The sequence below is a fragment of the Prochlorococcus marinus str. MIT 9201 genome (assembly GCF_000759955.1).
In the GTDB taxonomy this organism is placed as follows: domain Bacteria; phylum Cyanobacteriota; class Cyanobacteriia; order PCC-6307; family Cyanobiaceae; genus Prochlorococcus_A; species Prochlorococcus_A marinus_G.
In genome coordinates this window covers 1-13793 of record NZ_JNAL01000003.1, presented here as the reverse complement: position 1 = coordinate 13793, position 13793 = coordinate 1, and the positions used below count along the sequence as shown (strand labels likewise).

Sequence of the window (13793 nt, the reverse complement as noted above, 5' to 3'; positions counted from 1 at the left end):
TTACTAGCAGTTTTAAGACATTATTTGTTGCAGAGTAACGCTTATGATTTAGGGTTATTTGATCAATGGATATGGCTCACTAGTAAAAATTTACCTTCATATTCAACCATGACTGGATTACATATGTTTGCAGATCATGGTGCCTGGACACTATACATAATTTCAGTGATATATAAATTAATTCCTGATATAAATATTTTATTTCTTTCACAATCTTTATCTCTTTGTTTTACGACAATTCCTCTATGGCTTCTGTGCAAAAAAAATAACTTAAGCAGTAAAGTAGGATTTCTTGTAGGAACTTTTTGGCTTCTACAGCCAGTAGTTTTTAATATTAATCTATTTGATTTTCATCCAGAGGTTTGGGCAATGCCTTGCATTGCCTTTTATTATTATTTCGAAAAAAATAAGAATTTCAGTATATCAATTTTGCTTACTGTTTTAATTCTTGGAACAAGGGATGGATTAGTACTTTTAATTTTTGGTTTTGGTTTGGAGCAAATTTTGAAAAAGAAATTTAGAAGAGCCTTAATTCTTTTTTTAATTTCTATACTCTGGTTTTTATTCTTAAATAATTTGATGTATCCAATTTTGAATGGCGATAAAGGATCTGTTATGGCTCTTGCGAGATATTCAAATTATGGGGATTCGTTTAAGGAAATATTATTTACATTATTTTTGAATCCACTATATGTTCTAAAACAAATAAAGTTAATTGATTCAATATTTTATTTATTAATTTTATTTGCTCCAGCTTTAGTTTTTTTGAAAAACATTTCTTTTATTACATTAATAAGTTCATTCCCATTGGTTTTTTCAAATATTCTTTCAGAATCTTCTTCACAAAGAACTTTGATTCACCAATACAGCCTTCCAATTGCTCTTGTAATTGTAGTTTCAGTAATAAATGGATTGGCAAATAATGAGGATATTTTCATTTATAGAAGAAAAACATTTCTATGGATGATTATTTGTTGGGCGGCATTAGCTAAGCCTCTTTTCTTTGCAGGCCCATACCTTAGTCGTTTGGATTCTATCATTCCAGCTAGGGAAGCATTTAAAGAAATACCAAAAAATGCAAATGTGATCACGACAAGTTATTTGGTCCCTCATTTATCCCAGAGATCTTTCATAAAATATCCTAAAAATGAAGATGATATTAAATCAGATTTAAAAGAGTTTAATATTTTACTTCTTAATCCATTGGATCCTGGATGGGACTCTTCTAATAAATTGCAGAAAGAATATATAAAGACTGCAAAAGAGAATAATTGGGATTGTTTTAAATGGGATAATGGTCTAGAGCTATGTGAAAAATAATTTAGAAAATATATTTATTGGACAAGTAGTAAAAAGTCAAACTATAAGTTGTCATAGATAAAATTTGCGAAATATAATCATTTAATTCAAAAATATAGGAAAAGAAAATTAAAAAAATTAAATTTATAAAATAAGAAAATAAACAAGCACAAATAAATTTGTAAAATTGTTTTTTTATTCCCACTTGGTTACTTCTAAATACAAAATTTCTATTCAAATAAAAAGAAACAAAAATACCAACTACGTAACCTAATAGATTACTGATAACTAAAAATATATTGAATATTTTTAAAAGAATTATTGAGGTGATATATGTGACTATTGTATTTATTACTCCTGAAAAGATATATCTCAGAAACTTTTTCATTTTAATTTTTATACGATTTCTTTATAAAAATACCCTAACATTGCAAATTACTATTAAAAATATTGATCTTATTGGAATTATTTTTTATGGATTACCAAATTATATTCTCAAGTAAATTTCTTAGGAATAATATTGCAAATTTAAGATCTTATTTAACGCTATTTGACCACATTTCGAGTATTCATATTTTTGCAATAAAAAAGCGAGTCTGTGTAACTAGCTGGTATGAATAGGTTTTGAAATGGTTGGGGCGACAGGGTTCGAACCTGCGACCTAGTGCTCCCAAAGCATTAACATAAAATTAGTGAGCATCTTGGATCTCAGTCATAACAATAGATATAAGAATAAAAGGCTGTTCTATAGTGTCCAGTATTGTTTATAAAAGGTTGTCCCTTTCGTACGCTTTTCGTATACCTTTCTTATATGAAAGTCCATAAACTACTTTGTTATCCAAAAATATCCGGACAAGCAAATTAATATTTGAGATTTATTTTGCTAAAAGGAAAATCTTAGATTACATAAAAAATTTCTGATTGAAAATATATCTTGGGTCCACTCTGGGTATTTTTTAGTACTTAAAAAGTTTGAAACTTAGGCAAAATTGGTCCAGTTGAAAAATATCCCACTTCAAGATCATTTGGTCCACTCCATGGAACAACACTTAAGCCAGTATTTTTTATAGAAAATAATACTTCTAAACCTTTAGTGGAATCTGTAATAATTACAGGATTTGTTGGTTTAAAACTGGCATAAATACGATTTGAAATACCACAATCATCAGGAGTTGTTGCAACAATTTTTTCATCACTAATATGTGAGAGCAAGGCTTTCATAGTTCCTGTAATACCACTTGTATAAGTTTCTGCACCTGCCATCATCCTGTTATTGGATAGAGGTTCGCATTCTGTTCCTTTTTCAAAATCAATAACCGTATTATTCCATTCAACATATTCTGACAAAAGTTTAGTGGCAGTTCCATCTGAACTGGAATAAAAAGGCACACCATTGACTAATTGAGTTCCTTTAAGTACAAATGTATTGCTTACTTTTATGTACGCAAATGGGTAGGTTCCAGATGGCGGTGATATATTAGTTCCGTCTAGAATTTGAGATGCTCCAATTGTCGAAAGGTCAACAAGACTTCCGGAATCTGAAATAAATGTTGGAACACAACTCGTTTCATCAATCACGTGATTCGAGGTTACATTAATTCCCGTCCCAGTAGTGCCTGATAAAGGGTCAGATTTACAAAAACCAAGTTCATAAACTCTTGTTTTGTAGGTCACTGGTGTTTTAAAACAACTAGTTGCAAAAGTTTCTGGATTTTCTTCACAAGTTTCTGATTTAATTGGAGTATTAGCGTCAAATAGAATTGCAAGAAAAATAAAAATTGCTCCAGTAAGTAATTTAAAATTTAGGTTAAAAAGTAATTTCAAATCAAAAAAAATTTTTAAAACTATAGCATTTTTATACAGAAAAACAATTTCTTTTAATTCAACCCTACAATTCTGGATTGGTACGAAAGGCAGTCTGAGACTTATTAAAAGTGTCCAGAAGAGTTTTGCTATTCGTATCGCTTTCGTATTGTAATATTTACCAATCGCTGAAAACCCAATCGGGGCGACAGGATTCGAACCTGCGACCTAGTGCTCCCAAAGCACTAGGTCAAGAAATAAGCTCAGAGTTAAGATAAAGATTATGGAAATCATCAAATGAAAGGTTGTTTAGATATATTCATCAAATTTTCAACATTTTTTGCTTCCTACATTTTTTTTCAAGTAAATATAGCCTTCTTATTGTTAGGGGAACCCCCTTTATCTAAAGAAAAGCAATTTAAGGACATGACAAAAGAAGAGCGTTTAGAAGTTTCTCAATACTATGATAAATTCAAGGTCTCTTCTACAATATCAGGATTTCTCTCACTACCTTTATCAGTAATAAGTACATATCTAATTTTTCGCAAAAGGACCAAAAATTGACAAGTCTTGAAGAAGAATAGATTTTGCTTACATTTTGCACACAAGCTATTTTGCTAATTGCTGAGATCCAAATCGGGGCGATAGGATTGAAACCTGCGACCTAATGCTCCCAAAGTACCAAGATAAAGAATTTTTTTAAGATATTTGTAAAATTTAGTTTCTTTGTGAAAAATTTTATAATATTTTGGTAGTTGATTTTTCGTTAAATTGAAATCATTAAAAACAAAGAAAAAATATAACGAGCTTGGATTTTCATTGACTGAGTTAATAATAGTAATAGCCGTTCTATCAATTTTAGCCACTATAGGAGGACCTTATCTTTTAAGATTACTAAATATGGCTAGATTTGCGGCTGCAAAAATGGTTCTCAGTGAAAACTATACAAGTTGTCTAAACAATTCTAATAAATCACCAAATGCTCCTTTGATCCCAGGCATTACTTTTCAGTCAACAGATTGTTCAAGCTTGATGTCCGCAACAATTGATAAAACATGTTCTATCTCGCTAGATATGTCAAATGGAGCTAAAACAGGATGGGCTGAATCTTTTGATTCATGTCAGTCATTTAATCTAATAGCTCAAAAATATAATAATTTTGATTTCGTTGTTCAGAATGCTGCAATTAATAATGAATGTTCAGATTATGTGATCTTAGAGGCTTCAAATTGGGATGAAGCGCAGCAAAGATCACAATCCTTAGGTGGTAATTTAGTGACCATAAATAATAAAGACGAATATTCCTGGTTGCAAAATAATGTCTGGGCAAAAAATGAATTGCTAAGTTTGGCGGGTGATAATTCTCAAGAAAGTACTTATTACTTTACTGGTTTAAATGATGTTGCTAAAGAAGGCGAATATGTGTGGGCGAGTGGCGAAACTTCGGATTTTAATAATAATGAAGATTTAATACATCGGCAAAACTGGTTGGCTCAACAGCATATGGCAAATTCAAAAGATTATTTTGTTATTGGAGGAACTAATGACAAAGGTTTTACTGACTATGTCCAGAATGACTATCGCCCGGATCTATATAATGGGTTAAGTGGGCATCTGACTTGGGTTGATAATGAGAGTAGTTGGCTTAAAAATAACGGAAATCCTAGACATTTTGGCTTGGCAGAAATTCCTTCATGCAAATAAATAAAAAAAATTTCTGTTAATTTGAGGGAAACATGAGGGAACGGTTTTTTGAGGGAAAATTATTATTAGCTGAGACTTACTGCTATAACTGAATCGGGGCGACAGGATTCGAACCTGCGACCTAGTGCTCCCAAAGCACCCGCAAAAACAAGGCTATAATTGAGACTTATAGCTATATCAATACTTTTAAGGAAACACCCGTAGCCTAATTCGGACTAACATACTGTGATTTGCGTGTCATTTGCGTGTGTTATGCGTGCCTTAAATATTCTTTAAATTAAACTTCATCATCATCAACCTCAATAATTTCATTGGTTTTTATTTCTGCAAGTCCATAAAAGATATGGGCACCACCTCTTTCAACTAGTTGATCTGTATTGTATTGTCTATTTGAAACTGTCATCATTTGACCTGGATCTCTGTTGTAGTTATCAAATAAAGTCATTACAGTGTATTTCTCTCCCTTACCAAAACCGTCACTTTCCTCTCCAGGAGCCCAATTAGAATAAGTATTTTTTTCTCCCGTAACACTCTCATATTTTTCGTTATTTTGATGATTAGTATGACCTAACCATACTGAAGAACCTCTTAATTCTTCTCCTGGTAAACCTAGTTGGTCTGTAAGCTTATTACTTGCTTTCCCATCTCCATAAAGCTGCGATTGGAGCCAAGAATTTTCTTCTTCATCATTAATCGTTGCTAAATTACCACCTAATTTTTTTGCATTTGCTTGTGCCTTTTCCCATGTGTCTCCCTTAACTATTACGTAAACACTATCACCTCTTCTGTAGTACTCTCCATCGAGTGTTAACCCATCGGTAAATGCATCATTAAATTTGTTTTCAAATTCATCAATGCCAATTCTTTGACTCTTATAAATTCCATCGACGCAGATCATTGCCAAACATTCTTTTAGATCAGTACCTGGGGCACCCTTATAGGTATAGGACATCTCTCCACTTATTACTGCAATATTGAAAACAGGATATGTGTTTAAATCTTCAGGCTCAATACTAATTAAGCCATTGGAATCCCCCTGGCAAAAAAAATCTTCATTTGATTGAAATGAATAACCGTTTACTGAATAATTATTAGGAATAAAATTTTGATTGACATTATCTATATTTTTAGCAAGGCACTCCTTATAGACTTGTTTTAAAGAAGTTAAAGCTGCTGTAGCTCTTGCTTTTCTTGAGAAACAGATAAAGTTTGGAATAGAAACCGCAGACAATATTGATAAAACCGCAATAGCAACTACAAGCTCAACAAGAGTGAATCCATTATTGCGGATTTTCCTTTTTGGAGAATTATCCAATGATTCAGGAATATTTATTATTTAGAGTAATTAAAAAGTTAAGGAAGTCGATCTAATTTTCTAATTTTTTAAATATTCTTGAAAAGAATTTAAATTTGCGTGTCATTTGCGTGCTCACTTTTTTGCACGTTTTATATTATTAGCTGAGACTTACTGCTATAACTGAATCGGGGTGACAGGATTCGAACCTGCGACCTAGTGCTCCCAAAGGACTCGGTTGTTCAAATAAGAATTTGATGAGATTCTAGTTATAGACAGAAGTGGAGCTAGATACAGTAATGAGTTTGAGTTTCACTCTAGCATAACCTTCGAAGATCATCTAAGATCATATTAGATCACAGCTACCCCTACAGCTACCCCCTTACGCCCGAGTGCTTACTTTATGCCAAGGTCAACGACAGAAGATTGGGTTGATGCAATAAGTATATTTATTAGAGATACATTTGGGAATAAGAATTGGCAAATAGTAAAAAATAAAGAGAAAACAATGATTTAGCTTAGATTTTAAGATGGAACTAGAAGTTATAAATACATTCCCTACAAATGTCAAAGAGCCAAACGTATTGGGCGTAAGTCTATCAAATTCAAAAGTTTTATTGATCACCCTTTTAAGTTGAAGAAATATCAAACTTAATTTCTTAATACCTTCAAGAGAAGATTTACTTTACTTGATAAACTTTTGATCGCCCATTACATTTTCTTACTGCCCAAGGGATAGTTGTATCTATACTCTCTTGTTCTATACAAATGGTTTGATAATTTGCCCAATTTTTCAAGGGGATTAGATTGAAAGCAATAATACTGAAAATCAGTATTAGTAATATTAAGCAAATACTTATAAAGGCTTTAAAAATTTTTTCATCAAAAATATTCATGTTATTAAAATTTAAATCCTCTTTGCATTTCGAGATTAACAAATAAATTTTAAAGACACATTAAAAAAGTAAATTTTAAATTATTAACTTGTTTATCTCAAATTAAAAAGTATTAATTAATTAAGAGAACAATTTATTTATTCAAAATGCATTCTTTATTAACACTGTTTTTTTATATTCTTGCTGGAGCAGGTTTAGGAACTTTAATGATCTTCACAGGTATCCCTGCTGCTTCTTTATTGGGAGCTATCATTGGAGCTGGTGTTTTAAGTGCGAGTGGTCTAATTGATGCAGCAGTTTGGCCATTAGGTACAAAAACAGCACTTGGGATAGGAATAGGAACTGTTATAGGGACTGGAATTAATCAAGAAACTTTAAGCGAATTACAGAACTTGTGGAAGCCAGCATTAATTATTACATTTTCTTTATTAATAACTGGACTTTTAATAGCATTTCTAATAAGTAAATTTTTAGGAATTGACACTGCTATTGCAGTATTAGGTTCTGCTCCTGGAGGGACAATAGGGATGAGCCTAGTTGGATCTGAGTATGGAGTAGGTGCTTCAGTAGCTGCTTTACACGCGGTCAGATTAATAACCGTTTTATTATTGATTCCTGCTCTTTTAAATTTACTCGGTTTAAAAGATGGTATTAATACTCCTTAAATAAATTGACTTTATTATTTTCTAATTATCAATGTAATATTAATAATAATAAAACTAGTCTTAACCTAAGACTTGAAAAGTAATTTAAATAAGTTTGTTAGTTTCATTCATTGATAGGTGTACTTTAATTTTAAAAACCATCTCGATTCTTCAGAGTGGAGTTATTGATAGAAGAGAGAATAAATTAGAAATGAAAAAGCTAAGAGAAGCAATGGAGCGATTATATGGGGATAGAATCCAAGATGATTTTATAGATGTTTAATGAAAAATAATTAGTATATAAATATATAGAATTCATTTAACCTATGACAGATGAGAAAAACTTAGAAAAAAGTAGTCAAGATTATAAAAAATCTCAATATGGAAGTTGGTATAAGAAAGCCGAAGAAAAAAAGAAAGCGCAAAAGGAGAAGGAACTAACTGAGAAGAAAAAGGCATCTTTTTATATTAATTCAGAAAAGGAACAAAATGAGAATAAAGAGGAATCCTTAATTCAAAAATTTCTAAACATATTCAATAAAAGGAGTAATTAAAGATGGAATTTGAACCAACTGAAGATCAAAGAAATAATTTAATATTCCCTGCCTGGGAAGAAATAAGATGTACTGCTGATGAATTAAAAGAAGATTTAGGTTGCGATAACGAATACATAAGAAAGATGTTGATAGCACTTAGTGAGAACTACCAATAGAAGCACCTAGAGGGTATCTTCGAAGATTCTAGCTACCCTTTCAGCTACCCTTTGGGGGTATGAGACAACATCCAATAAAAAAGCGAGTCTGGGAAACTCGCTACTATAACTTGGTTTTTAAGAGTCGGGGCGACAGGATTCGAACCTGCGACCTAGTGCTCCCAAAGCACCCGCGCTACCAAGCTGCGCCACGCCCCGCTCATAAGATATTAGTCCATAACAGGTATCTATAAAAGACTTGATTTATGAATTTTTTATAAAAACACATTTTTTGGGACTAAAAGAGATTTTTTTGCTTTTTTATAGCTTTTTGGGGTTCAAGTTTTTTTTAATATAATACTTTTATGTTGATTAATTTATCCTTTTAAAGGTTAATAAAACATTGCGCTTAGCCAACTATTTATTTTTTTATTTTTCTTTAAGAAAATAATATAATAATATCTCCACTAAGAAATAATTTTATTTTATGAGAGAAATAAAAACAGTATGGGGAAAAATCTTGCCAGAGGTAAATCTATTCCCGATTTATTACTTAGTATTTATTTATGGATTTATATATATATTGCCTTATGGGCAATCATTTATAGGCTTAACGTGGTTTGATTGGTTTAGAAGTGAAGACGGTCCTTTGGAGTGGCTCCAATTTTTTGAATACCTCGTAGCTTCATTTTTTTCTCTTATTATTTTTATTAGAAGCAAACGCAAAAGTTCTATAAATACACTATTGTGGTTAGTTTTTTGTATATTCTTATTTCTCATTGCTGGAGAAGAGATTAGTTGGGGAGAAAGAATAACTGGATTTGGAATTGAATCAATTTCTGAAGTTAATATTCAAGGTGAAACTAATTTTCACAATTTACCCATTTTTCATAATTATTTATTGGACCCTGTCTTTGAAATAGGATGTTTGTTATTAGGCTGGTTTGGGTGGAGAAGATTCCCAAAACTTGATGCTTTACCTCCAAAAAATCTATCTTTATTTTTCTTATTTGTTGCGCTATTTTATTTTTATTTTGATATCTCTTGGGCATCTACTACTGAACAAATAAGAAATGATCAAGAAATTTTTGAATTTTTGTTAGCCTCTGGACTTTTGACACATTGCTGGAATAATTTTAAAAAGTTTCTTTAATTAAAAATCGAATAGAAAGAACAATTTATTTATATTTAAAAAAATGAGTAAAATTTTAATTTCTTATTTGAAAACTTGATACTACATATAATTGGTTCCTTATTAATTACTAATTACTATAATTGGTTTTTATGAAAAGACTTTAGTGAAAGATTTCCAAGAGCTCATATCAAGTTATCGAAATTTTCCTCGAAAAGGGATAGTGTTCAAGGATTTATTAGGAATACTTAAGGACCCAGACGCATTCAAAGAATTGATTTATACGATGTCTGAGGATGAAGTAATAAAAAATTGTGATGCGATAGCGTGTATTGATGCGAGAGGTTTTATTTTCGGATCACCAATAGCATTTAACATTGGGAAACCCATGGTAGTTTTGAGAAAACCTGGGAAATTACCTGGTGAGTTGATAACTGCTGATTATGAATTGGAATACGGTAAAAATTCTTTATCAATTCAAAAAAGTTCCATTGAAAAATTCTCAAGTTTTGCGATTGTAGATGATCTATTAGCAACCGGTGGGACAGCTAATTGTGCTTATTCTCTTCTTAGTAAATTAGGTAAAGAAGTAACTGGATTATCTGTTGTTGCTGAATTGAGGAACTTAAATGCTAGGCAAATATTAGAAATGGAAGTTGTTTCTCAAATTGAACTTTAAATTTAGATTAGATTAATCCAATTGATCCGGCTGTAAAACCAACTATTAAGAAAAATGAAAATTCTGCTAGATCTCTTGGTAAAGAATTGACGAGTAAACTTAATTGAGTCATTTAACCTTGTGCTCCTCAGGTTTGTTTAGTTTCAGATAATTTAGCCAGATTTTTAATTTTATGAGAGCTTAAAATGATATTTTTCTTTTTTCTATAGATTTGAAAAACCCTTCACTATTTTCTAAAACTTATAAGTTAATTTGAAGATAAAAAATTTAATTACTCTTTTGTTAAATAAATATTTAAGTGCTATATTGCTGAAGTAATTGTAGAAAAATGGATTACAAAAAGAAATCACTAAGCAAAATTGACGTAAAATCAGATTACGAGGAAATAGATACTAGGCTTGCTTCAGGTTGGTACGTAGACATCAACAAAAAAAAGAAAACATACAAAACAAATCAAATATCTTATAAAATTTCAAAAAAGATAATTAAATAATATTCATCTTAATAAATTCAATTACTTCAAATTAAAAAGTTAGGTTTTAAAAAATTTTTTATTTAATACTCAAAATATTTTCTCCATTGATCTAGATAAATATGAGAATCTTTAAAGAACTTTTCGTAATACCTCCATTTTTCTATGGATGTTTTATAAAGGGGTTGAATAACTTGAGATGATGAAGGTGTATTAATTTTTTCTCTTTTTAAAGCAGTATCTCTGTAGTTTTTTATGTTTTTGTTCCATTTGAGATTTAGGAAATTTAAAACTTTAAGAATATTGTTATCAAAATCTTTTATAAGATCCTCATATTTAGACGTTACATATTTGATATCCAACTTATCTTTGTATTCAACCCACATTTTCATGGTAAGATCATAAATCCTGGCTGAGGAATCTATAGATCGAAAATTTGCCATTGCATTGTTTGGTTCAAATGCCTGTTGGAAACATGATAAAACTGTATCGTATGGATTTCTATGAGTAAAAATTATTTTTGCATTTGGAAATAACAGATTTATTAGAGGTAAGCAAACAGTGTTAAAAGGGAATTTATCAATCAGTACTTTCGCTTCTTTACTTTTGGTGGAATAAATCATTAATTTTTTTAAGTAAAGTTCCCTAAGATTTCTTAATTGCTCATCATTAAGTTTTGAAATTTCACTTAAAGAGTATTTGTATTGAGAACTAATAATATTTTCAATGTTTTGAATTATTGGTTTTTCTTCTACAACATCTATTTCAGGATGACTCCTTAGTATTGTGTCTAAGAGAGTTGTTCCTGATCTTGGGAAGCCTAATAGAAAAACTAGTTCTATTCCATTTTTAACTTGATAATTTTTTCTTTTAAAGGAGTTATTATTTTCAAGATTTTTTCTATATGTGTGGATATAATTCTCAAAAATTTTGGGGTCACATTTCTTATAATCTGGGTTTAATTGACTTCTTTCAAAACATTGATACGCTTCTTGAAAGTTTTTTTCTTTTTCCTCAATAAATCCTTTAAAAGACCAATAAAGAAGAATTGCTTTCTGGCTAGAATCTTCTAACCATTTACGAGGAATTTTATTAATATAATCTTTTGCTTTAGTAAATTTTTTATCTCTGTATAAAAGCCTTGCTTTAAACAAAAATAAATCATTTTTTAAATTTTTATTATTTTCAAATAAGGTTAAAGAATCTCTTAATTTTTGTAAATTATTAGTCTTATCGTAAAGATCAAAAAGATTAATGTATGCAAATTTGTAATCATCTTTAATTTCTATAGCTTTTAAATATAAATTTTCAGCTTCTTGTAATTTATTTAATTCAAATTTAATTGACCCCAAATTTACATAAGCTAGTTCAAATTTGGGATTAGAATCTATTGCTTTTTGCACAAAATTTTCAGCTTCAATGGTTTTTCCTTTTTCTAACAAGAGGGATCCTAAATTGTTTAAAGCTAAATCAAAATTTGGTTCTAAGTTGATAGCTTTTCTATAATTATCCTCTGCTTCAAAAATATTTCCATTATTTAGTAAAAGATTTCCTAGATTATTATGGGCCAGTGCAAAGTTTGGCTGCAATTTGATAGCTTTTCTATAGCTTTCTTCTGCTAAATCAAGTATTTTTTTATTTGAATAAATATTCCCCAAACAATTAAATGCCATTGAGGAATTTGGATTTATACTTATCGCTTTATCTAAAAGTTTTTCAGCTTCTTTAGCTTTTCCTATTTCCAAGATAATTACAGCTAAATTTGTTAACGCTAAATCATTATTAGGTTTAATTTCTAATGATTTTCTCAAAGAAATTTCTGCTTCTTCAATTTTTCCTAGCTCTTTTAGTAAACATCCCAAATTTAAGTGTGATTCAGCTATGTTTGGATTAATTGCTATACATTTGCGTAAAAGTTTTTCAGCTTCCTTTAATTTCCCCTCATTAATATTTATGCTGGCTAACATTGAATATGGCATCAAAAAACTTGAATTTAATTCAATAGCTTTTTTTAAATAACTTTTTGCTTCCTCTAATTTATTTTTTTTTCCTAAAATGCTTCCTAAATTTGCATATGCTTCAAAGCTTTTTGGGAACCTCTTTATTGATTCTTTATAGAGAAATGCCGCCTTATCAAAATCATTTAATTGTTGATAAATAGTTCCTAGATTTGTGAGAATTCTTGGATCATTAAAACCTTTTTTTATTAAATACTTATAAATTTCTGAAGCTTCTTTGATTCTCCCCTTAGAGTGATATAAAAAAGCATTTGAGATTAACTTATTTTTATTGGGGATGTCGTTTTCTAAAGCGTTTTTTTTTCGAATATTTTTATTATCATTCCCAAAACCTGTCATTTAATTTGATCATCTTTGATATTTTTAAACAATAACCCTTAAATTTTTAGATTTCATACAAATTTTTTAAAATTTGCTAATTTTCCTTAAGATTAGGAATTAAAAATTTGCATATGGACACAATTTCCATCGTCACACAAAAAATAAAATCTTTAGTAATCAATCAATCAATCCAATAAGAATTCAGTCTTACCAAGCTTTTTAAAGCCTGGTATTTGATTGTTTTGATCATTTCATTGACTCAAATAATGGAATCTAAGAAAAAGTAGTCCTTGATACTTGAAATTATTACCATTATTACAGTATTTTAAAGTGTCCCTTTTTATATGTGTGAGGAACTTAAATGAAGCTTTTTAAAAGCTTGCTTGTAGCTCCAGCGACTTTAGGCTTATTGGCTCCACTGTCAGCTACAGCGAACGAAGTTACCATTAATGACTTCAACCCTGCAGAAGAAATTGCAGTTACAAATAGCCGTGTAGACGGTTTAGAAGCTAGACTCAACAACTTTGAAGCTGGTGGATTTTCAGAAACAACAACAGCATCTTTCAGTGTTGACATGGTTGTTGGAGCAGTTGATAGTGATGACGCTACTACTAGCGAAGCTACTACTTTCGACTATCAAATGGGTATCGGCCTATCAACTAGTTTCACTGGTGAAGATTCACTAGATGTTGCTATTGACATAGGTGGTGGTGATGGCGATGCACAGTCAATTTCAGCTACTGCTATGGGCCTTGATGCTACTAAAGGTGTATTAACAGTTGATGGAGTAACATACTCATTCCCTGTTGGCGGAGCCTCAGTAATTGTTGGTGATGCAAC

Annotated in this window: 13 protein-coding genes, 1 tRNA gene and 1 pseudogene; 10 read left to right on the top strand and 5 right to left on the bottom strand. The window is 30.4% G+C overall.

Annotated features, from left to right (window positions below; genetic code table 11):
• Positions 1-1320, top strand: a 1320-nt coding sequence (locus EU95_RS08285; RefSeq protein WP_032521342.1) for a DUF2079 domain-containing protein, incomplete at its 5' end; no start/stop codon positions are given.
• A gap of 1 nt (position 1321) precedes the next feature.
• Here the strand turns inward: EU95_RS08285 and EU95_RS10310 are convergent.
• A complete protein-coding gene (locus EU95_RS10310) occupies positions 1322-1687 on the bottom strand; it encodes a GtrA family protein (RefSeq protein ID WP_072014824.1) in 366 nt (121 codons plus the stop codon).
• A 575-nt stretch (positions 1688-2262) separates the two neighbouring features.
• Positions 2263-3123: a hypothetical protein gene (locus EU95_RS08290; RefSeq protein WP_032521339.1), complete on the bottom strand. Its 861-nt coding sequence runs from the start codon at positions 3121-3123 to the stop codon at positions 2263-2265.
• A gap of 750 nt (positions 3124-3873) precedes the next feature.
• Between EU95_RS08290 and EU95_RS08295 the strand changes: the two genes are divergently transcribed.
• Positions 3874-4806 (top strand): lectin-like protein, encoded by a 933-nt coding sequence (locus EU95_RS08295; protein ID WP_032521337.1) that lies wholly within the window; start codon positions 3874-3876, stop codon positions 4804-4806.
• A gap of 277 nt (positions 4807-5083) precedes the next feature.
• Here the strand turns inward: EU95_RS08295 and EU95_RS08300 are convergent, their stop codons facing one another.
• On the bottom strand, positions 5084-6121 hold the full coding sequence (locus tag EU95_RS08300; protein WP_032521336.1) for a lectin-like protein: 1038 nt from the start codon (positions 6119-6121) through the stop codon (positions 5084-5086).
• A 1021-nt stretch (positions 6122-7142) separates the two neighbouring features.
• Here EU95_RS08300 and EU95_RS08310 point away from each other — a divergent pair.
• The 4 genes from EU95_RS08310 to EU95_RS09675 all read left to right on the top strand — a co-directional run bounded on the left by EU95_RS08310 (position 7143) and on the right by EU95_RS09675 (position 8352).
• Positions 7143-7661 (top strand): AbrB family transcriptional regulator, encoded by a 519-nt coding sequence (locus EU95_RS08310; RefSeq protein WP_032521334.1) that lies wholly within the window; start codon positions 7143-7145, stop codon positions 7659-7661.
• A 94-nt stretch (positions 7662-7755) separates the two neighbouring features.
• Positions 7756-7923 (top strand): hypothetical protein, encoded by a 168-nt coding sequence (locus tag EU95_RS09680; protein ID WP_193742418.1) that lies wholly within the window; start codon positions 7756-7758, stop codon positions 7921-7923.
• A gap of 43 nt (positions 7924-7966) precedes the next feature.
• Positions 7967-8194, top strand: coding sequence for a hypothetical protein (locus EU95_RS08315; RefSeq protein ID WP_032521333.1), 228 nt, complete (start codon positions 7967-7969; stop codon positions 8192-8194).
• A gap of 2 nt (positions 8195-8196) precedes the next feature.
• Complete coding sequence (locus tag EU95_RS09675) at positions 8197-8352, top strand: hypothetical protein (RefSeq protein ID WP_193742417.1); 156 nt, start codon at positions 8197-8199, stop codon at positions 8350-8352.
• A 124-nt stretch (positions 8353-8476) separates the two neighbouring features.
• Here the strand turns inward: EU95_RS09675 and EU95_RS08320 are convergent.
• Positions 8477-8550 (bottom strand) — tRNA-Pro (locus tag EU95_RS08320).
• Positions 8551-8818: 268 nt separating this feature from the next.
• Here EU95_RS08320 and EU95_RS0108645 point away from each other — a divergent pair.
• From EU95_RS0108645 to EU95_RS09670, 3 genes are all read left to right on the top strand, one after another.
• Positions 8819-9484, top strand: a complete 666-nt coding sequence (locus EU95_RS0108645; protein ID WP_032521332.1) for a hypothetical protein — start codon at positions 8819-8821, stop codon at positions 9482-9484.
• Positions 9485-9629: 145 nt separating this feature from the next.
• Positions 9630-10142, top strand: a complete 513-nt coding sequence (locus EU95_RS08325) for an adenine phosphoribosyltransferase (RefSeq protein WP_032521331.1) — start codon at positions 9630-9632, stop codon at positions 10140-10142.
• 328 nt (positions 10143-10470) lie between these two features.
• On the top strand, positions 10471-10635 hold the full coding sequence (locus EU95_RS09670) for a hypothetical protein (protein ID WP_193742416.1): 165 nt from the start codon (positions 10471-10473) through the stop codon (positions 10633-10635).
• A 62-nt stretch (positions 10636-10697) separates the two neighbouring features.
• Here EU95_RS09670 and EU95_RS09320 read toward each other — a convergent pair whose 3' ends face one another.
• The gene (locus tag EU95_RS09320; protein WP_052046844.1) at positions 10698-12971 is read right to left on the bottom strand and encodes a tetratricopeptide repeat-containing sulfotransferase family protein; all 2274 of its coding nucleotides are present in this window, start codon (positions 12969-12971) and stop codon (positions 10698-10700) included.
• Between the two features lie 343 nt (positions 12972-13314).
• Between EU95_RS09320 and EU95_RS0108635 the strand changes: the two are divergent.
• Positions 13315-13793 (top strand): annotated as a pseudogene (locus EU95_RS0108635) (porin); the annotation flags it as partial.